General features: G+C 60.3%; 16 protein-coding genes. 6 read left to right on the forward strand and 10 right to left on the reverse strand.

The window, feature by feature from the left end; genetic code table 11:
• Positions 1-55: 55 nt before the first annotated feature.
• Positions 56-1819 carry a signal peptide peptidase SppA gene (gene sppA / locus ABD903_RS02775; RefSeq protein ID WP_345221172.1) on the reverse strand — a complete coding sequence of 588 codons (1764 nt, stop codon included), beginning with the start codon at positions 1817-1819 and terminating at the stop codon, positions 56-58.
• A 243-nt stretch (positions 1820-2062) separates the two neighbouring features.
• On the reverse strand, positions 2063-3373 hold the full coding sequence (locus ABD903_RS02780; RefSeq protein ID WP_345221174.1) for a replication-associated recombination protein A: 1311 nt from the start codon (positions 3371-3373) through the stop codon (positions 2063-2065).
• Positions 3374-3549: 176 nt separating this feature from the next.
• On the opposite strand from ABD903_RS02780, the gene ABD903_RS02785 reads away from it, so the two are divergent.
• Together ABD903_RS02785 and ABD903_RS02790 are read left to right on the forward strand one after the other, a co-directional pair.
• The gene (locus tag ABD903_RS02785) at positions 3550-4488 is read left to right on the forward strand and encodes a DMT family transporter (RefSeq protein WP_345221175.1); all 939 of its coding nucleotides are present in this window, start codon (positions 3550-3552) and stop codon (positions 4486-4488) included.
• 19 nt (positions 4489-4507) lie between these two features.
• A complete protein-coding gene (locus ABD903_RS02790; RefSeq protein ID WP_345221177.1) occupies positions 4508-5539 on the forward strand; it encodes a hypothetical protein in 1032 nt (343 codons plus the stop codon).
• Between the two features lie 65 nt (positions 5540-5604).
• Here the strand turns inward: ABD903_RS02790 and ABD903_RS02795 are convergent, their stop codons facing one another.
• Both ABD903_RS02795 and ABD903_RS02800 read right to left on the reverse strand, forming a co-directional pair.
• A complete protein-coding gene (locus tag ABD903_RS02795) occupies positions 5605-6600 on the reverse strand; it encodes a glycoside hydrolase family 43 protein (protein ID WP_345221179.1) in 996 nt (331 codons plus the stop codon).
• 199 nt (positions 6601-6799) lie between these two features.
• Positions 6800-7645, reverse strand: a complete 846-nt coding sequence (locus ABD903_RS02800; RefSeq protein WP_345221181.1) for a phytanoyl-CoA dioxygenase family protein — start codon at positions 7643-7645, stop codon at positions 6800-6802.
• A 406-nt stretch (positions 7646-8051) separates the two neighbouring features.
• On the opposite strand from ABD903_RS02800, the gene ABD903_RS02805 reads away from it, so the two are divergent.
• Positions 8052-8426: a hypothetical protein gene (locus tag ABD903_RS02805; RefSeq protein ID WP_345221183.1), complete on the forward strand. Its 375-nt coding sequence runs from the start codon at positions 8052-8054 to the stop codon at positions 8424-8426.
• Between the two features lie 271 nt (positions 8427-8697).
• On the opposite strand, the gene lpdA is transcribed toward ABD903_RS02805, so the two are convergent.
• Positions 8698-10092: a dihydrolipoyl dehydrogenase gene (lpdA, locus tag ABD903_RS02810; RefSeq protein ID WP_345221184.1), complete on the reverse strand. Its 1395-nt coding sequence runs from the start codon at positions 10090-10092 to the stop codon at positions 8698-8700.
• A 188-nt stretch (positions 10093-10280) separates the two neighbouring features.
• Here lpdA and ABD903_RS02815 point away from each other — a divergent pair, with 188 nt between their 5' ends.
• Entirely contained in the window at positions 10281-11048 is a 768-nt protein-coding gene (locus ABD903_RS02815; RefSeq protein WP_345221186.1) for a tetratricopeptide repeat protein, read from the forward strand.
• A gap of 77 nt (positions 11049-11125) precedes the next feature.
• Here ABD903_RS02815 and trxA read toward each other — a convergent pair whose 3' ends face one another.
• Together trxA and ABD903_RS02825 are read right to left on the reverse strand one after the other, a co-directional pair.
• On the reverse strand, positions 11126-11446 hold the full coding sequence (gene trxA, locus ABD903_RS02820) for a thioredoxin (protein ID WP_345221188.1): 321 nt from the start codon (positions 11444-11446) through the stop codon (positions 11126-11128).
• 115 nt (positions 11447-11561) lie between these two features.
• The gene (locus ABD903_RS02825) at positions 11562-11999 is read right to left on the reverse strand and encodes a hypothetical protein (protein WP_345221190.1); all 438 of its coding nucleotides are present in this window, start codon (positions 11997-11999) and stop codon (positions 11562-11564) included.
• A gap of 279 nt (positions 12000-12278) precedes the next feature.
• Here ABD903_RS02825 and ABD903_RS02830 point away from each other — a divergent pair, with 279 nt between their 5' ends.
• Both ABD903_RS02830 and ABD903_RS02835 read left to right on the forward strand, forming a co-directional pair.
• On the forward strand, positions 12279-12596 hold the full coding sequence (locus ABD903_RS02830) for an HNH endonuclease (RefSeq protein WP_345221192.1): 318 nt from the start codon (positions 12279-12281) through the stop codon (positions 12594-12596).
• A gap of 30 nt (positions 12597-12626) precedes the next feature.
• On the forward strand, positions 12627-13712 hold the full coding sequence (locus ABD903_RS02835) for a DUF6687 family protein (protein WP_345221193.1): 1086 nt from the start codon (positions 12627-12629) through the stop codon (positions 13710-13712).
• 53 nt (positions 13713-13765) lie between these two features.
• Here ABD903_RS02835 and ABD903_RS02840 read toward each other — a convergent pair whose 3' ends face one another.
• The 3 genes from ABD903_RS02840 to ABD903_RS02850 form a co-directional block, all read right to left on the reverse strand.
• On the reverse strand, positions 13766-17191 hold the full coding sequence (locus ABD903_RS02840) for an AAA family ATPase (protein ID WP_345221195.1): 3426 nt from the start codon (positions 17189-17191) through the stop codon (positions 13766-13768).
• A 109-nt stretch (positions 17192-17300) separates the two neighbouring features.
• Positions 17301-17723 (reverse strand): endonuclease domain-containing protein, encoded by a 423-nt coding sequence (locus ABD903_RS02845; RefSeq protein WP_345221224.1) that lies wholly within the window; start codon positions 17721-17723, stop codon positions 17301-17303.
• 28 nt (positions 17724-17751) lie between these two features.
• Complete coding sequence (locus tag ABD903_RS02850) at positions 17752-19017, reverse strand: exonuclease SbcCD subunit D C-terminal domain-containing protein (RefSeq protein WP_345221197.1); 1266 nt, start codon at positions 19015-19017, stop codon at positions 17752-17754.
• Positions 19018-19214 lie beyond the last annotated feature (197 nt).

The following is a 19214-nucleotide window of genomic DNA, read 5'->3' on the forward strand; positions in this document are numbered from 1 at the left end:
CCCACCCGCAGCCATTTGCGGGTGGGGCCTCTCGGCTTAAGTAGGCGCTGCTGCCCTACTGAATGGATAGTTCGTACGGCAGGCGGGCCTGCACACCCTGCATCTGGGTAACGGCGCGGTACTGCTGGTAAATGGGAAACAGCGGGCCGAGCTGGCTTTTCATAGCGCGGGCTTCGGCTTCCTCCGAGCTGCCGAACATCGAGAGCAGGCTTTCGAAGGCCGACTTGCGGCGGGGCAAATTCTGCACGCGGTAGTCGTCCTGCTTCAGGCCGGCACGGCGGGCGGCAATGGCCAGAGCGTCGTCGTAGCTGCCGAGCACGTCCACGAGGCCGCGCTCTTTGGCTTCGATGCCCGACCACACCCGGCCCGAGGCCAGGCGGCGCAGGCGCTCCACTGGCATGTTGCGGCCCTTGGCGGCTTTGCTGGTGAAATCGGCGTAGGTGCGCTCCACTTCGCGCTGCAGGGTTTGCTGCTCAAAAGGCGTGAGGCGGCGCGTTACGGTAGGCACATCGGAAAACTTGCCGGTGGTTACGCGGTCCACGGTAATGCCGAGCTTATCGGAGAGCAAGGGGCCGAGGTTGGGCAGCACGCCGAATACGCCAATGGAGCCGGTGATGGTGTTGGGGTGGGCCACAATGGTGTCGCAGCCCATGGCAATGTAGTAGCCGCCCGAAGCCGCCACGTCCGACATAGAGGCAATAACCGGTTTCTTGGCCGCCCGGGCCAGCATTACCTCGCGGTAAATAACATCCGAAGCCAGGGCCGAGCCGCCGGGCGAGTTGATGCGCAGCACGATGGCCTTCACCTTGTCGTCGAGGCGGGCTTTGCGGATAGTCTCGGCGAACTTGGTACCGCCGATGCTTTCCTCGCCGCCTTTGCCGCCCACAATGTCGCCCTCGGCGTAAATCACGGCAATGCGGTTGCCGCTGGTGTTGTCGTCGTCCTTATCGGCCTTTTCGTAGGTGCTCAGGCTTACCAGGCTGGGCTTCTTGTTTTTCTCCAGCTTCAGCTTGCCGCGCAAATAGTCCAGCACTTCGTCGTAGTAGCCGAGCTTGGTAACCAAACCCAGGCGCTGGGCGTCGTCGGCGTTGTGCACCGACATGGAGTCCTGAATGGTTTTCAGCCGACCCAACGGCAGCTTGCGGGCCGCGGCAATCTGCTGCACGGTGTGGTCGTTAATCGAGTTCAGGAATGACACCGTCTGGTAGCGGGCCGAGTCGGAGAAACTCTCGCGGAAGTACGGCTCCACGGCGCTCTTGAACGAGCCCACGCGGAAAATGAACGGCTCCACGCCCAACTTATCGAACAAGCGCTTGTAGAAAAACACCTCCGAAGACAGGCCGTTGAATTCCAGTAACCCCTGCGGGTGCAGGTAAATTTCGTCGGCTACCGACGAGAGGTAGTAGCTTTTCTCGGAGCCCGTTTCGTGGTAGGCCACAATGAACTTGCCCGACTTTTTGAAGTCGATCAGCGCGTTGCGCACTTCTTCAAGTGAAGCCATGCCGCCCTGCACCACGTCCAGGTTCAGCAGAATGCCGCGAATGTCGTCATCCTTCTTGGCCCGGCGAATCACTTCTTTTAGGTTCAGCAGGCCGATGGAGGAATTGCCGGCCCCGAAAGGCGTGAATTCGGCGTCCTGCTTGCGCTCCGTAATGGGCCGGTCCAGCTTCAGCTCCAGCACCGAGTTGCTGGCCACCGTAACCTCATCGGAAGTGCTGGTAACGGCGGCTACGAAAGCCAGCGTCAATAAAAAGCTGACCGCCCCAAACAGGAACAGGCCCGTAATGGTGGCCAGCACGTATTTAAAAAAGGTTCTCATCAGTAAAAAGAAGGAGGTAACTGCGACGAAGAAACAAAACTAGGCGGGTTTTAGTGGCAGCCTACACTTTGCCCCGGCAGGTGCAGACGGCCGCAAAACCACATTCGAAAGTACAGCCGGTTCGCCATCAATAAGAGGCTTAATCAACGAACAGGCGCTCTGCCGGTGTGAAAGCCGACTTACAGACCCGTACCGGTGTATTGGCGTTTCGGCCAACGCGGGCGGAAACCGGTACTACACTCCCTAATACCCGTACTTCTCGCCCCACCAGTGGCGCAGGCGCTCCTGAATTTTGGCTTCGGCGGCGTTGTCGCCGGGGGTGTAAAAACGGCGGCCGCTCAGGGCTTCGGGCATGAATTCCTGGTAAGCGAAGTTGCCGGGCAAATCGTGGGAATACTGGTATTCGTCGCCGTAACCAAGCTGTTTCATAAGGCGCGTGGGGGCGTTGCGCAGCGGAATGGGCACCGGCTGCACGCCTTGCTGCTTGACCAGGGCCCGTGCCTCGCGAATGGCTTTGTAAGAGGCGTTGCTTTTAGGCGAAGTGGCCAAATACACCACGCATTGCCCCAGAATAATATCCGATTCGGGCATGCCGATAACCGTAACGGCCTGAAACGTGCTTTGGGCCAGCAGCAGGGCGTTGGGGTTGGCGTTGCCCACATCTTCGGAGGCTAGAATGAGCAGTCGGCGGGCAATGAATTTGGGGTCTTCGCCGCCTTCCAGCATCACGGCCAAGTAGTAAAGCGCCGCGTTCGGGTCGGAGCCCCGAATGCTTTTGATAAAGGCCGAAATGACGTCGTAGTGCATTTCGCCGCCTTTGTCGTAGCGGGCCAGGTTTTGCTGGGCCAGTTGCTGCACCAGCTCGTCGGTAATGGTAACAGTACCGGTTTCCGGGTCGGCCGGGGCCGATTCCACCACGATTTCGAGCAGGTTGAGCAGCTTGCGCGCGTCGCCGCCCGAAATGCGCAGTAGCGCGTCGTAACTACCCACTTGCACCGGCCGGCGGCGCAGGGCTTCGTCGGTGGCCAGGGCGCGGTCTACCAAGCCCGTAAGGTCTTCCTTGCTCAGGCCTTCCAGCACGTACACCTGCGCCCGGCTCAGAATAGCCGGAATAACCTCGAACGACGGGTTTTCGGTAGTGGCCCCGATGAGCGTAACAATGCCCTGCTCCACGGCACCCAGCAAGGCATCCTGCTGCGACTTGCTGAAGCGGTGAATCTCGTCGATGAACAGCAGCGTGCCGCGCCGGGATTTGGCCTGCTGAATCACGTCACGCACGTCTTTCACGCCCGCGTTTATGGCGCTTAAGGCTACAAACGGCAATTTCAGCTCCGAGGCCATGAGGTGGGCCAGCGTGGTTTTGCCCACGCCCGGCGGCCCCCACAGAATCAGCGACGGAATGCGGCCGGCGCTCAGGTAACGCCGTAACACGCCCTGCGGCCCGATGAGGTGCTGCTGGCCCACGTACTCGGCCAGGGTGCGGGGGCGCAGGCGCTCGGCCAGGGGGGCGCCGGGGCGGGGTTGGTCGGCGGGCGGATCGAAAAGAGAAGCCATGGAGTAAGGGAAATGCCGGGGTACCGGAGGCACGAACATAGGTTCGCGTTATCCAGCGGGTAGTATCAAACGCCGGCGTTGTTCGGCCGGATAAAGGTTGCCTCCGAATACGCGAACAACAACCGAAGGTGGGCGGGGCCAAAGTTCGCGCTGCAGCGGCACTACCTTTGCGCCCGATGAAGAATTCCCTGTGGGTGCACGCGGCTCTGTTTCTGGTGTCGCTGATTTACGCGGCCAACTACAGCATTTCCAAGGACGTAATGCCGCGCTACATTGGGCCTTACGGCATTGTGGTGCTGCGCATTGTGGGCGCCGCCGTGGTGTTCGAGCTGTTGCGCCGCCGTTTTGCAGGCGAGGCCATCGTAGGCCGCGCCGATAACGTGCGGGCTATTTTGTGCGGCATTTCGGGTATTGGCGTCAATCAGTTGCTGTTTTTTGGCGGGCTGAATCTGACCACGCCCATAAACGCCTCGCTCATTCAAACCATTGCGCCCGTGGTGGTGCTGCTGGCCTCGGTGGTGCTGCTCGGCGACCGAATTACGCTGCGCCGCGCGGGCGGTATTCTGCTGGCCGGCACCGGCGCCGCGCTCATTATCCTGGGGCGCGGGAGTACGCCCGCCGCTACCGGCCCCGATGTTACACTGGGCAATATTATGATTCTGCTGAACGCCACGTTTTTCGGCGTGTACCTGGTGCTGGTAATGCCGCTGATGCGTAAGTACCACGCGTTTACGGTGCTGGCGCGCATTTTCCTGGTAGGCGCCGTCATTGCCGTGCCCTTCGGCTGGCAGCAGGTGCAAGCCGCCGACTACGCCAGCTTCCCGCCGCTTATTTGGGTGGCCATTGCATACATGGTTATCATGCTCACCATTGTGGCCTATCTGCTCAACAACTGGGCCCTGAAATACGCCTCGCCGGCCTTGCTGGGCGCCTACATTTACCTGCAGCCCGCGCTGGCTGTACTCATTGCCGTAAGCCTGGACAAAGACACGCTTACCTGGGGAAAAGCCCTCCAAGCGGCCCTCATTTTCAGCGGCGTGTTTTTAGTGAGCCGTAAGCCCAAGGAAAAGACGGTGATAGGAGAGGAAGTACCGCTGGAGCCGGTGCAAGATTAGTGCGCTGGCAGTCCAGCAGGTGCATTTATTAAGCCGGTTCCTATGTAACTGTTCTCAGCATTGGGGGACGAAGGCACATTGCTATAGCTTTGTGTACCACTTGGGTTTATTCTTATTCCTTTTTCTCATGCGTGTTACGTTCTTCTTTCTTCTTTTATCCACTCTCAACTCGTTTGGGCAGACCAAAGACCATGTGGCCGTTTCCGGTACCAAAGTCAGCCTAATTCCGCCCATCGGATTCAGCTCCGCCGCCAAGTTTAGCGGTTTTGAGCAAGCCAGCACCGGGGCTTCCATTCTTGTTGCGGAACTGCCTTCGCCCTACCAACAAACAGCGGCTGGGTTTACAAAAAGCAACCTGGCCAGCCGGGGAATGACGCTTTTGCAGCAGGAGCAGGTAAAGCTTGGCGGCACGCCGGCTACGTTGTTCAGCATAACGCAACAAGCCAACGGCATTACCTACCTGAAACAAATCCTTGCTTTTGGCGACCCTGCCAAGACGGTGCTGGTTACCGCTACTTACCCGGAACAAAGTCGGCAAATAGAAGGCCCCATCAAGGCGGCCCTTTTGTCGAGCGTTTACAACGCAAAGCAGCAGAGTAAGGCGCTGCCGGAAGCCAACAAATTCGCGGTCAATGTCAGCGGCACAAAATTCAAGTTCGCCCAGAGCCTGGCCGGAAGCATGCTGCTGTACACACCCGACGGTAAGGTGCCTTCCCAAGCCAAAGACAAGGCCTTATTCATGGTTGGTAACTCGTTATCCAGTGTCGCGGTAACCGACAGAAAACAATACAGCATCGAGCGGTTGAAAAAGCTGCCGGAAGGTCAAACCAACCAAGTGCGCACCATTAACGCGGTTACCATTAATGGGCTCAGCGGTTACGAAATAGTGGCCGATGGCAAAGGGCCGAATAACGAGACCCAATTGGTGTACCAAACCATCTTATTCGAGAGCAATGGCGGCTATTACATCATTGTGGGGTTAACCGACAATAATTTTGATACGCATTTGCCCTTGTTCAAGGCTATTGCTAACACATTCAAGCGCGGGTAAAGCTGCGTAAGCATGGGTTGATCAAACCGATCTTAGCGTTTAAAAAGGAACACTAGCGCTGTGTTCTACATCGGCGCGCCAAAGTTGGGCGACCCGTCTTCATTCCAGGTAAACGGCTTCGCCCGAATTTGCCGGGCCCAGCCGGCTTGGCTGCGCCGGGCTGCGTGGTACACGATGTAGTCTTGCCCCATAACCTGCACAAAGGAAGCGTGGCCGGGCCCGAAAATGGTGTCGGTTTTTGAGAAAACGGGCTGCGGCTCCTTGCGCCAGGAGGCAGGGTCGAGTACATCCCCGCCGAGGTAAGTGAGCTGGCCCAGGCAGTAATCGTCGGTCCAGCTGCCGCTGGCCGAATAGATAATGAAGACGCGGCCGTTTCGCACCAGCGCCTGCGGGCCTTCGTTTACGTACGGGTAGCCGTGCTTTTCCCAGGCGTACTCGGGCCGCGAAATACATACACGGTCGGAGGCAATGGTCCAGGGGTTACGCATGCGGGCGATGTACAGGTTCTGGCTCACGTTGCTGAACCCTTCCCAGCCCGACCAAATGAAATACAGCTCGCCGTTATCCATAGGCAGCACCGAGCCGTCGATGGCCCACCGGTCGGTAGGAATGGTGAGTTTGCCCTTGAACTCGTACGCGCCCTGCGCGTCGGCTGAAGTGCTTTGCAGGGTGTAAAGGCGTTCCTCGCCGTTTCGGGCGTTGTAGAGCGCGAAGTACACGTACCAGCGGCCCTCAATCCACTGCAGCTCGGGCGCCCATATTTCCACGTACTCGGGTGTATCGGGCTGGTTTCCCGGCCACACTTCCACCAGCTCGGCCGTGGCCATGTCGGTGAGGTGGGAAAACCGCGCCACCAGAATCTTGCGCTTCGGCCGGTCCACGGTGCAGTAGTAAAGTTGGCCTTCGTGCGCAATAACCCAAGGGTCTTCGCCGTCGGGCACCAGTACGTGGGTTTGGTCGCCGCTGGGCGGCAGCGCCCGCGCGGCACGGGTCCGCTCGTTGATTTCGGCCACCGTCATGGGCGCTAGCTGCGCTTCCTGGTAGATATGGTCGTCGGGCATACAGGGCATAAACTAACATGTTAGAACCTAAGCTCCCCTCCTTATTTTCAACCGAAGGTCGGCGTAGCCAAGGAGGGGTGGCCGTAGGCCGGGGTGGTATAGCTAGAGAAGGCTAGAGATGTGCAACGATTGTCAACCACCCCTAACCCCTCCTCAACTGAAGAGGGGAACTAGTTTTAACTTCTGGGTTAAAGCCGGCTTAGGCCTCGCCCATCATCAGGCCTTCAATGGTATGGGCTTGCATAATGGGCTCTAACCGGTCGACTACGCGGCAGGTGAGGTGCTGTTTCAGGCTTTCGGGCAGCGCGGCGTAGTAGGCAGGGGTGAATTGCAGGTCGTGGCGCTCGGCGTTGGTAGCGGTGGGCGCGTCCACACCCAGCACCAAGGCGGGGCGGGATGTAGAGGAGCGGTTGGCGGTGCCGCGGTGAATGGTGAGGGCCGAGCGGGCCGAGATGTCGCCCATCTGCGGCAGTTTGCGCTGGGCCCGCTGCTCGTAGCGCGGACTGTTGCTTTTGGGCGGAAACATGCCGTGCTCGAAATCAACGGGCAAATCCCACTGCGTGCCGGGCGCTATTTCGAAGGGCCCCATGTCGTCGGTCACGTCCACGGTAGTCAGGTTGAAAGCCAGGGAGTTCAGTCGCCGCCCGATAATGGTATCGTCGGGAGCGGGAAAGTCGCGGTGCCAGGGCTGGTTCATGGCGCCGGGGTTAGGCACATCGAAACCAATTTCCACGATTTTGTAATCGGGACCCAGCACGGCCTCACACACGGTGGTAACCCACGGATGCGTGGCCAGCTCCACAAAACCGCGGATACTCTCGGGGTGAATTTCCACGTAATGCCGCTTGGGGCCGCGGCCGAGGGCGCCGCCGGGGCGCTGCAGAGCCTCTTCATAAAGCCGGGCAATGTCCTCGCCCAGCTGCCGGGCCCACTCGCGGCTGAAGGCGCCCTTCAGGCCGATGATGCCCTCGCCGTACAGGCCGCCCATAATCTGGGCAATGTCGTAGCGGGCCTGGGTGGGGTCGTTTACCTGCGCGGTTTCCATGCTGCGTTGCGGTTTAGTAGGGGGTGAGCCGCGCACCGAAGCTGTTTGGGGCCCGCAAAAGCAGGCTGGTAAACCGGTGGCTGCTTAAGGCTTAACGAATCTGCCAGCCGTTTGGTGGCAGCTATTGCCCTTGCGCGCCGCAGAAGACGGCACCAATACTGTGCAACGACCTGCTTATCATTAACTTCATCTACCGTACCCAGACTCGCACCAACGCAGGCATTTAACGCTACGGTTCGCGGGAGGAGGAACTGCCAGCCGTTGAAGGGGAAGTAGTTTGACCCCCGCCGCTGTTTGGTTCGCAGAGGAAACTAGAGCAATGCCCAAAGCAGTAGTGTACCTTAGAGCATTTCAATAATAGAAAAGGATGAGTGAAATGCCAGAAGAATGGGCATATACGGATGACATGTCCGTTCCGCTACAACCCGGACAACGCATTGAAGAAATTGTGGGCTTCGTTATTCAACAAGCACTTAGCGGAACGAGTGACGATGAAAATGAGGTCAAGCTAGTTTCCACGTTTAGCCTTTCTCCAGATGATGCATGGCTAGTGCGTGACCGGGTATTCGGAGGAATTGTTCGGGCAGCTACAGGTAATAAAGCCAATCAGCCCAGTCCAAAAAAAGACCCTTTTGCATACGCCAGCTTTCAGCAGGCTTTGCAGAATCCATCAATTATTGCTGCTATTTATCCACAGTTTGCTCAACCTGCAGTCAACTCGATGCGCGAGGATTCAGCATCGGAGCAACCAAAGACGCGGCCTTGGTGGAAATTTTGGTAGCGACTATCAGCGCCTGTTGCAGGTGAGAAGAAGATAACCGGTAAAGGCACTACAGTTTTGCCAGCTTCAACGTCAGTCGCGGTTGGAAGCTGCTGGTCCCGCTGCTCAGGTTTTCACTGGAACTGACGCTGGTACTTAACGATTACCATTCGCGGAAAGAGGAGTAGTTCTTCGGTCGCTACCCCGGCTACTGCCAGCTTTCCACATACCAAAACAGCCCGCCGGAACGTCGTTCCGGCGGGCTGTTTTGGTATGTGGAAAGCCGTGAAGCTTACAGGTGAATCACCTCACCGTAAGCCGCCGCGGCCGCTTCCATAATGGCTTCCGACATGGTGGGGTGGGGGTGTACCGACTTGATAATCTCGTGGCCGGTGGTTTCGAGCTTGCGCGCCACCACGGCTTCGGCAATCATTTCGGTTACGTTGGCGCCAATCATGTGCGCGCCCAGCCACTCGCCGTACTTCTTGTCGAAGATGACCTTCACGAAACCGTCTTTGGTGCCGCCGGCCGAGGCTTTGCCCGAGGCCGAGAAGGGGAATTTGCCCACCAGAATGTCGTAGCCCTGTTTCTTGGCTTCTTCTTCGGTGAGGCCTACCGAGGCAATTTCGGGCTGGCAGTAGGTACAGCCGGGAATGTTCTGGTAGTTCAGCGGCTCGGGGTGGTGGCCGGCAATGCTTTCCACGCAAATAATGCCCTCGGCCGAGGCCACGTGGGCCAGCGCCGCGCCGGGTACAATATCACCGATGGCGTAAATGCCCGGCACGTTCGTGCGGTACATCTCGTCCACGATAATGCGGCCCTTCTCCACCGTAATGCCCAGTTCTTCCAGGCCCAGGTTTTCGAGGTTGGTTTGCACGCCCACGGCGCTCAGTACCACGTCGGCGTCCAGGTTCTGTTCGCCTTTGGCCGTTTTAATGGTCACTTTGCAGCCTGCACCCGCGGTGTCCACCTTGGTTACTTCGGCGCTGGTAAGAATATCGATGCCGGCTTTCTTAAAGGAACGCTCCAGCTGCTTCGATACTTCTTCGTCCTCCACCGGCACAATGCGCGGCATGAACTCCACGATGGTCACCTTCGTGCCCATGGTAGCATAGAAGTAGGCAAACTCAACGCCGATGGCGCCCGAACCTACCACCACCATGCTTTTGGGCTGCTCGGGTAGCACCATGGCTTGGCGGTAGCCAATGATTTTCTTGCCGTCGATGGGCAGGTTGGGCAGCTCACGGGCGCGGGCGCCGGTGGCCAGAATGATATGCTTGGCCTGCACGGTCTCCTTCGAGCCGTCGGCTTTGGTTACGTCCACCTCGCCGGGCTTCAGCACCTTGGCCGTGCCCATGATGGCGTCGATCTTGTTCTTCTTGAACAGGAAGTTGATGCCTTTGCTCATGCCATCGGCCACGCCGCGGCTGCGCTGCACCACTTTCGTGAAGTCGTAGCCCACGTTGTCGGCCGAGAGGCCGTACTCCTGCGGGTGCTTCAGGTAATCGAATACCTGGGCCGATTTCAGCAGGGCTTTGGTGGGAATACAGCCCCAGTTGAGGCAGATGCCGCCTAGCGACTCGCGTTCTACTACGCCCACTTTCAGGCCGAGCTGCGAAGCGCGAATAGCGGCTACGTAGCCGCCCGGGCCCGAGCCAATCACGACCACGTCGTATTGCAATGCCATAGGAAATTGTCTTGGAGAAAAATGTCGGATGAGGGTCCGGACGAAGCCCAGCGGCAGCGGCCCGACGAGCAAAGATAGACACCGCAGCGAACCGGCCCAACCAACGTCACTTAAGTAAGCGGGGGCCGTATACACGCGCGGGCCGCTATTGGCCTTTGCCGCTTTTGCTGGCTTTTCCTCCCCCGATCATGAAACCCACTTTACGCTTTCTGTCGCCCGTACTGGGCTTATTTACCATATTCCTAACGGCGGAATGCTCCACCACGCGCGAGAACGAGTCGCCGAGCATGGCCGCCCGCGCCCGCATGACGGAGTCCCAGGCCGCTGCCGCCGCCGATCCGGCGCAGCCCGCCACCACTCCCGCGGCTACTCCGGTGGTTTCGGAAGCTGCCGCGCCGGTTCCGGCTGCGCCCACTGCTCCGGCAGCCGTAGAGCCCGCCGCGCGCCGCACGGCAGCCGATTTCAAAGCCGACATTCGCGCAGCCGATGCCACGCTTAAAACTACGCCGCGTAACGCCGATGCCCTGGTGGCCCGGGGCCGCGCCAAAGCCCAGCTCAAGGATTACAAGGAAGCCATTGCCGACTTTAATCTGGCCCTGCGGGTGAAGCCCACCAACCCCGATGCCTACTACAACCGTGGCCTGGCCCGCATTCGAACCCGCGAGTACAACGCCGCCATTAGCGACTTTGGCAAATCCTTACGCTACCGACCCGAGGACAAGGAAGCCTTTTTTGGGCGCGGCGTAGCGAAAATGGAGCTGGGTAACTTCAAGGGGGCGCTGCCCGATTTTACCAAGGCTATTTCGCTCGATGAAAATTACGCCGATGCGCTGGAGTACCGCGGCATTTGCTACGCTTCGTTGAACAAGCCCGAGCAGGCCCGCGAAGACCTGGAAAAAGCGGCAAAGCTGAACCCGGACGCGACCAAGAGCCTACGTAAGTACGCCGGGCGCTAAGTCACTCCCGCACGCAAAAAGGCGGCTCCTTTAGTAGCAGGAGCCGCCTTTTTGCGTTCAGGTAAGTAGTGCTTTGCTTAAGCAGCAGGGCTTTCCAGGTAGCCGGCCAGCACTTGGTTAAGCTGGTGCTCGGGCACCACGCCCGACTGCCGCCACACCTGCTTCCCCTTTTGGAACAGAATGAGCGTAGGAATGCCCTGCACGTGGTATTGCTGCGCCGCGGCCTGGTTGCGGTCAACGTCTATTTTTATCACTTTCAGCTTGCCTTGGTGACGGGCCGCTATCTGCTGCAAAATGGGCGCCATGGTTCGGCAGGGGCCACACCAGTCGGCATAAAAGTCCACCAGCACGGGCATGCCAGGGCTGCTGATGAGTTCGGAGAAGGATTTCTTGGCCATAGCGGGGGCTAAAATGGGTAGAACATGCTTCATACGCATCAACCTGCGTGGGTGGTCAAAAAAAAGCCGTTCGGTGCCTGGGCACCGAACGGCTTCGCGGCGGGGTGGCGCCGGTTTACTTGCCTTTCTCAACCACGGTAACGTCGTTGGTTACGGCCGTCATTTCGAAGCGGCCGCCCACAACCTTCTTGCCGCTAACCTGGCACTGCCACACGTAGCGGCCCGGCGAAGCTTTGGCGGCTTCCCCGGAATCCGTTTTAAAATACTCAGCTTCGGTGGCCAGCGACGGAAAAATGACGTCGATGCCGTTTTGGCCCTTTTCCACCTCTTTCACCAGCGAGTATTCCTTGCCAGTAGTTTGGTTGGTGACGATAAACTTAGCCGTGTACGAGCCCAACTGCCCAAATTTGTCGAGCACCCCCAGCTTTACGTACGGGTCGGTGGAAACCAGCCAGGTTTGGGCCTGGGAACGGGTGGGCGCCATCAACAGCACGAGCAGAAAGCCCGCTACGCCAATCATGCGCTTCAATGTAATGTGAGTAGAGTTTTGCATGCGGATGCAGTGAGGGTGAGGGAGTAGTTTGGAAAAACGAGGGTGGGGTGGGTAGCGCGCCGCGCGCAACTGTGGCCATTTGGTGTGTGAAAGCGGTTGCCGGGTAGCAGCCAAAGAAGTTAAAGAACAGGTAAAGGCCTGAGCTATAACTTCTGCTCAATCAAATATAGCATTTAGGAAAGCGCAATAGAAAGCAGCAAAGGAAAATTTTACGCCGAGCCGCTTTTAACCAATACCGAGCCAACATCCTGAGCCATATGACTTCCGTATGCACGGAGCGTGTCTCCGCGTCGTAAAAACACGTTGCCGGCCGCGGCCGCGCCACCCGAGTCTGTGTGCGAGCTGTGTCAGCGGCAGGTATTGGCCGTGTCGCGACATCATTTGGTGCCTCGCCAGGAGGGCGGCCGTTACGGCCCTACCGCCAATTTGTGCCAGCCCTGCCACAGCACCGTACACTTGCTGCTTACCAACAAAGAGCTGGCCCGCCGGTACGCCTCGGTAGAAGCGTTGCGCGGGGCGGAAGAGTTGCAGAAATACCTGCACTGGATTCGGCGCAACCGGGTAGAGCGCATTTCCAACCGCCGCAAAAAGCGCTGAGCCGGGCTGGGCCGCTTATTTTGCCGCCGCATGTCTGAGCTTTCATTCCTCCCTTTTGCCCAAGCCCGCCGCCGCGCCGCCGAAACAGTGGTTGTGGACAGCCTACTGCCGGGCGCTAGTCTCACGCTGGCTCACTGGCGCGGTGCCCCCACGCCCGTTGCCCTGTGCGACGATACCAGTGCCGGCTCGGTGCTGCGGGCTTTGCGCCAAACCGGCGCCATCCCTGCCGCAGCCCGTTACGTTACCGCCAACCACTTCGATATCGACGGCTTTATTGGCGTGTGGAGCCTGCTGAACCCCGAGCAAGCCCGGCAACACGAAGAGCTGCTGCACCTTGTGGCTACGCTCGGGGACTTCCGCGAGCTGGACTGGAGCCACCCTTTGGCCACTACCGCCCTGAAGCTCGCCTGCTGGCTGAACGCCAAAGAGCAGGAGCTGTTCTACCCGCCATTTGGGGCCCCGGTGCTGCGCCGCCGCGAAGACGAGGCCTCGGCCGAGAAATTTGCCTGGTTTCTGCCCGCTTTCGGGGCCGTTCTCGAAAACCCCAATGCGGAGGCTGCAACCTGGGCGCCCGCCTACGAGCGAGTGGAACAGGCCTTTGTCGTGGTGCAAAGCCCCCAAACGCAGCTGCACCGCTACCCCGAAATCGGCTTGCTGGTGGTGCACACGCTTGAGCCATTGCCGTATTATGCCCTCTTCGGCCCCACCGCTGGCTACGATATGGTGCTAAGCTGTTATGCCGGGCAGCGCTACGAATTCGAGTACAAATACACGACCTGGATTGATCTGGAGTCGCGCCCCACGCGGCCGCGCCTGCCGCTCCATGCGCTGGCGGCTTCGTTAAACGCAGCCGAAACAGCCCCGCACCGCTGGACCTTCGAGGCCGTTACCGATACCGGCCCGTTGCTGCGTCTGGCAGGCAAAACCTTGAGCAAAGTGCAGCGGTACGCCGACCCCGACCAGCGCCCGATCCACGCTTCTACCATCAGCCCCGAAGCCGTGGAGCAGGAAGTGGTGCAGTTTTTTCGGCAGCGCTACGCGCACATCGAGCCCCTTAAGGACTGGACCTGGGAGCAGATTCGGGCTGCTGGCGCGGCTGTGGCAACGTTAGCGTAACCGCTTCTGGCGGCATTGAGCAGCACGGCTCGAAGTCGTGCTGCTATTATCGTTTACACCTCCGTGCCAAAACCAACGACACGGAGCGTGCTGATGCCGCCAGCGCCCCGGCGCACGTGTATTTGGGTGCTGACGCGCTCCTTCAGGGCCTCTACGTGGGAGATAATGCCAATCATCTTGCCCGAACCCTGCAGCGTTTCCAGCGCCGACAAGGCCACGTCCAATGTGTCCGGGTCGAGCGTGCCGAAGCCTTCGTCGATGAAGAGCGTGTCAATCTGCGTCTTGCGGCCGGCCAGTTCAGATAGGCCCAGCGCCAGCGCCAGGCTCACCAGGAAACTCTCGCCGCCCGAAAGTGAATTCATGGAGCGCGACGCGCCCGCCTGGTATTCGTCCACTATGAGCAGGTCGAGGTGCTCCTCGGGGTTGCGCTGAATGCGGTACCGGTCGTTGAGGCGGCCCAGGTGTCGGTTGGCTAGCTCCACCAGGCGCGCCAGCGTGAGTCCCTGGGCAAACTCACTGAATTTCTTGCCATCGGCGGAGCCAATAAGCTCGGCCAGGCGGCGCCAGCGGCGGGCTTCCTGCTGCTGCCGCTCAAGGTCGGCGGCGAGCTGGGCGTGGCGCTCCTGGCCGGCGCGGTGGTCATGCAGGCGCTGCTGGCGCTGACCCAACTGCTGGTTGAGGGCGGCCAATTGCTCATCGGCAGTCTGGAGTTGCTGTTGCACCACGGGGGCTGGCTCGGCCGTGAGGGCGCGGGCCTGTTCGGTTTGGTGCTGCTGACTAAGCTCCGTTAAAGCGTGCTGGGCAGTGGCTACGGCGCGCTCGTGGGCTTGCAGCTGCTCGGCGAGGCGGTGCACCTCGGTATCGGGCAGCAGGCGCGAGGCCAGGGCCGCGGCGTCGGCGGGTAGGCCGGCGGCTTGCAGGCTGGCCAGCAGGGTAGCGTGGCTTAGGTCGCGTTGTTGCTGTTGGCGTGTGGTTTCGTCGGTTTTGGCTTGGAGCTGCGCTTCCAGCGTAGCCAGCGCAGCTTCTTGCTCGCACACGGCTTTGTCCTGCTGCTCGTAAGCCTCGGCGGCGCGGCGCACGGCAGCAGTTAGCTGTTCGCGCATTTGGGCTACGTCGGTTCCGGCAAAAAGTGCCTGACGCTGCTGCCGTTGCGTATCCAGCCGTTCTTTCTGGTTGATCAGCTCTTGCTTACGGTCCGACAACCATTTCTGGCTTTCGGCTTTTTGCGCTTCCAAGCCGCTTATGCGACCGTTCAGCGCGCCCAACTGCTTTTCGGCCTCCGCCCGGGCCTGCTTTTTCTGCTCGAAATCAGCCCCGATGCGCTTGAGCTGCTCCACCAGCGCCGGGCCGTTCTCGCCGGTAAAGGCCAAGCCAAATGAGCTCAGCAGGCTGCCAATCATTTCGCGGATTTTGGGCGCGCGTTCCTGGGCATCGTTCAGCCGCAAGGTGAGCTGCGCCAGCTCTTGCCCGAAGGCCAGCTGCTGCGCCGCGGCCTGCTGGTGTTGCCCTTGAGCCTTCACCAACGACACTTCCAGCTCGTGCTGCTGTTGCTGCAGTTCGCGCAACTGCTGGCCCACGGCGCGCACCAGTTTGGGCGCGGCTTCCTCGTCGGCTTCGGTGAGCGACGCCAACGATAGGGTGGCGGGGGCACTGCCAGCCGTGCCGCCGGCGTGTTCGAGCAGACTGGTGAGGCTTTGCACGCGGTTCAGGCGGGCGTTGAGGGCGCGCACTTGCTGGGCCAGGTTTTCGGCCCGCTCCTGGTCTTGCTGCAAGGATTCAGTGCTAATGCCCAGCACGCCAGCGGCGTAGGGGTGTTCGGTGGCGCCGCACAGCGGGCACGGCTCACCGGTCACCAACTGCTGCCGGGCTTCCTCGTGGGTAAGAATAAGCTGGTGCGCCTGGGTAAGGCGACGCAAATCGTCGAGGCGCTGCTCCTCGGCGGCGTTTTCGCGCTGCAGCACGGCGGTGTGGTGCAGTAGCCGGTGCAGCCATTGGTCGCGCTCGGCAGCAGCAGCCGTGTGCTGGCGGCGTACTTCCTGAAGGCGTTGCTCGGCCGTGGAGGCGTCGGTTCGGCCGCGTTGGGCAGCTTCGGCAACCTGGTTTATGCGCTGGCGCAGGTCGGTTTCGGCTTTCAGCAGCTGGCCCAGCTCACTTTGCACATGGTCCCAGTCCTGCAGGTGGCCGGTGAGGTCGGGGAGGGCGTCGGCCAACTCGGTGAGGCGGCCGTGCTGTTGCAGCCAGTCGCTCAGCTCCGTTACCTGCTGGTTGAAGACGCGAACCTGCTCGGCGGCGGCGTCGAGGTCGGCCTGAAACTGCTTGTGCTGCAGCAGGCGCTGGTCGTATTCGGTGCGCTCCTTGCGCAGTTGCTCTTCGGCCTGCAGCACGAGGGCGTCGAGCTTTTCGGCTTCAATAAGCTTGGGCTCCTGCTCACGTTGGGTTTGCTGGGCCGCTTCGTGCTGTTGTTTGGCCTGGCTGCGCGCTTGGCGGCCGGTTTCCACAACGCCATGCAAAGTGGGCTGGCGTTGCTGCAGTTGGGCGGTTTCTGTGCGCAGGCGCTGAAGCTGTTCGTCGGTTTGCTGCACCAGGGCCCAGGGCGTACGGAAGGGCAGCGCCTCCTGGTGCGCCGTAAGCCGCTGCCGCACCGGCGACAACGCCTCGGCGTGGGCAGTAAGTTGTTCCAATGTGCTGATGGCACGCTGGCGGCGCTGGCTTAATTCGTCGAGCTGCCGCAGCCATGCGTGGGCTTCACTCAGCCGCTGGCGGTGCGCGGTGGCCGTGGCGGCCTGCTGGCTCAGGGTTTCTGCCTCGGCCGTTAAAGTGGTTAGCTCTTCCTCCGAAAGCAGGGTAACTCCGGCCAAGCCGGTGCGCAGCGCATCGGTTTTCTTGTCCTCTTCTTTCGCCTTTTCGAAGGCAAAGCGCGAAATGTCAGAGTACTTGCGCGTGTCGGTAATCTTCTCCAGCAGCTGGGCCCGCTCGCCGGGGCTCGACTTCAGGAACTTGGTGAATTCGCCCTGAGCCAGCAGCACCGAGCGCAGAAACTGCCGGTATTCCAGCCCGCTCAGCTCGGCCACCCGTGCCGGCACCTTGGACTTATAGCCTTCGATGATGACGCCTTCGCCGCCGGCTTCCTGCAGCTCACTCAAACTCATGGAGGAATCCTGCAGGGCGCCTTCGGCCTTGCGGCGGGCGCGGTGCTGGCCCCACCGGGCGCGGTAGAGCTTGCCGTTCACGCCAAATTCCACCTCGGCCCAACTCTCGCCTGTGCCCTGGCTCATTACCTGGGCTACCTCGCCGTCGTGGCGGGGCACCTGGCCGTAGAGGGCCAGCGTAATGGCGTCGAGAATAGTGGTTTTGCCCGCGCCAGTGGGGCCGGTAATGGCAAACAGCCCCGCGTCCGAAAGCGGCGCGTTGCTGAAGTCAATCTCGTGCTGCCCGCGCAGTGAGTTGAGATTAAAGAACCGGACGCGGAGGATTTTCATAGGGGCCTCACCCCCCGGCCCCCTCTCCAAAGGGAGAGGGGGAGCCTGACGACTGCGGGAGGTATGTTATTTAGAAATGAATTCGGTAACCGGAAATAGGGCGCGGGGCCTAATGAAGCGGGGAAAGGTGGTTGCGGATGGAAGTTACAACCTCTGCCGTAGTGTGAAGGACTTGCTCGTTGGAAAAACGGATGACCGAGTAGCCCAGCGCGTACAGGTCTTGGCTGCGGTTTTCGTCGTAAGCCGCTTGTTCGGCTGCCACATGGTAGCCGCCGTCAACTTCAACCACCAATTTCGGTACGAGTGCGACGAAATCCGCAATGTATCGGTCGATGACGTGCTGACGTCGGAACCGAACACCTAGCTGGCCGCCCCGCAGATGCTGCCAGAGCATGTTTTCCGCCGAAGTGGGCTCACGGCGCATGCGGGTGGCAGATGCTTTAGACAAATTGTACTGCACCCGATCTGCCGTGGACCAGGCAAAATTCTCTGTTTCGCGCTGATTTTCGTCGTTTGGAAGCCCCATATCCATTTTGTGCACAAGTTAAAAGGGAAGGGAGTCAGGCTCCCCCTCTCCCTTTGGAGAGGGGGCCGGGGGGTGAGGCTTCGTGCATCAACTCAGTCAACTCATCAAAGGTGCGCAGCAGCTCCGGGCGGTCATCTTCGGGCTCGTTTTCCAGACGGCGCTCAAATACCTCGCGCTCTGTGAAATCGTGCAGACTGCGGGTAAGCGGCTCGGGCTCGTCGCCGAGAGGGCGCAGCGTGACCAGGCGCAGGTGCCGCCGCGAGAGTACCTCCAGCTGCTTACGGTCCAGCATCTCAATCACCTTCAGCAGTTGCTCGGCTACTTCCAGCTGCGAGAGTTCGGAGCGCACTTCCACATCGACCCAAGCCGGCAGGGGCAAGCCTGCGTTGTCGTAGGCCAGCAGGTCTGCCGAAACCTCCTCTAACGAGCCGTGGAAACGGGCCAGGCGGCGCGCGGTGGGCACTTCAATGGGCTCAATGCCGACTGCACCGTTTTGGAAATCCAGCAGCAGCACCTGCTTGGTGTCCTGCACTTCGGAAAACGACAGCGGAATAGGGGAGCCGCTGTATCGAATATGCTCGCGCCCGCCCACGCGCTGCGGGCGGTGCAAGTGGCCCAGCGCCACGTAATCGAAGCAGGCCGGGAAGTGGTCGGCGGTTACCTGACCGAGGTTGCCCACGTGAATGGTGCGTTCGGAATCGGAGGCGGTGCCGCCGGCGGCGTAAAGGTGGCCAGTGGCCAGCACGGGGCGGCCGGCGGCTTTGTGCTGCCACACCCGCTCGGTTTCGGCCACGCGGGCGTAGTGGTCGGCAATGCCCTGGCGGATGCGCTGCTCGCGGTCCTCGGCGGATTCGCCGGGCACGGAGAGGCGCACGTCCCGGTCGCGCAGGAAGGGCACGGCGCACACCAGCAGGCCGGGCTGACCGTGGGCATCGTCGAGCAGCAGAATCTGGTCATCGAAGCACTCGGGCACGCAACCCACCACGTGCACACGCAGGTGGCGCAGCAGGCGGGCGGGGGCGTTTAGAGTGGCAGGGGAGTCGTGGTTGCCGCCCACAATCACCACGTCGCGGCAATCGGTTTGGCGCAGGCTTACCAGAAACGAGTAGTAGAGCTCCAGCGCGGTGCTGGAAGGCGAGCCGGTGTCGAACACGTCGCCGGCTACCACCAGCACCTCCACCTGCCGTTCGCGCACGGTTTGCACCAGCCAATCCAAGAACAGGCGGTGCTCGTCGGTGCGCTCGTGGCCGCTGATGAAGCGTTGGCCCAAGTGCCAGTCGGCGGTATGGAGGACTCTCATGCGGTAGGTAGTGGCAAAGCGAATTTCAAAATTAACGCTTGTCGCGCCGATTTTCTCTTCAATATTGCGGGCTGAAGCCAAGAATAGTATAAAGTAAATTCGCTTACAATACTCATTTTGTAAACTAACTTACTTGTTTGGCTGACACAGTTTTACCAACTTCTGAGTTTCCGGCTTTCAAAGGGTACCCCAGCTAA

This window comes from Hymenobacter koreensis (genome assembly GCF_039541855.1).
GTDB classification, from domain to species: domain Bacteria; phylum Bacteroidota; class Bacteroidia; order Cytophagales; family Hymenobacteraceae; genus Solirubrum; species Solirubrum koreensis.

Coding starts and splice junctions, on each gene's coding strand:
- sppA (WP_345221172.1), bottom strand. CDS start 1,819: ATGAGAACCTTTTTTAAATACGTGCTGGCCACCATTACGGGCCTGTTC.
- ABD903_RS02780 (WP_345221174.1), bottom strand. CDS start 3,373: ATGGCTTCTCTTTTCGATCCGCCCGCCGACCAACCCCGCCCCGGCGCC.
- ABD903_RS02785 (WP_345221175.1), top strand. CDS start 3,550: ATGAAGAATTCCCTGTGGGTGCACGCGGCTCTGTTTCTGGTGTCGCTG.
- ABD903_RS02795 (WP_345221179.1), bottom strand. CDS start 6,600: ATGCCCGACGACCATATCTACCAGGAAGCGCAGCTAGCGCCCATGACG.
- ABD903_RS02800 (WP_345221181.1), bottom strand. CDS start 7,645: ATGGAAACCGCGCAGGTAAACGACCCCACCCAGGCCCGCTACGACATT.
- ABD903_RS02805 (WP_345221183.1), top strand. CDS start 8,052: ATGTCCGTTCCGCTACAACCCGGACAACGCATTGAAGAAATTGTGGGC.
- lpdA (WP_345221184.1), bottom strand. CDS start 10,092: ATGGCATTGCAATACGACGTGGTCGTGATTGGCTCGGGCCCGGGCGGC.
- ABD903_RS02815 (WP_345221186.1), top strand. CDS start 10,281: ATGAAACCCACTTTACGCTTTCTGTCGCCCGTACTGGGCTTATTTACC.
- trxA (WP_345221188.1), bottom strand. CDS start 11,446: ATGGCCAAGAAATCCTTCTCCGAACTCATCAGCAGCCCTGGCATGCCC.
- ABD903_RS02825 (WP_345221190.1), bottom strand. CDS start 11,999: ATGCAAAACTCTACTCACATTACATTGAAGCGCATGATTGGCGTAGCG.
- ABD903_RS02835 (WP_345221193.1), top strand. CDS start 12,627: ATGTCTGAGCTTTCATTCCTCCCTTTTGCCCAAGCCCGCCGCCGCGCC.
- ABD903_RS02840 (WP_345221195.1), bottom strand. CDS start 17,191: ATGAAAATCCTCCGCGTCCGGTTCTTTAATCTCAACTCACTGCGCGGG.
- ABD903_RS02845 (WP_345221224.1), bottom strand. CDS start 17,723: ATGGATATGGGGCTTCCAAACGACGAAAATCAGCGCGAAACAGAGAAT.
- ABD903_RS02850 (WP_345221197.1), bottom strand. CDS start 19,017: ATGAGAGTCCTCCATACCGCCGACTGGCACTTGGGCCAACGCTTCATC.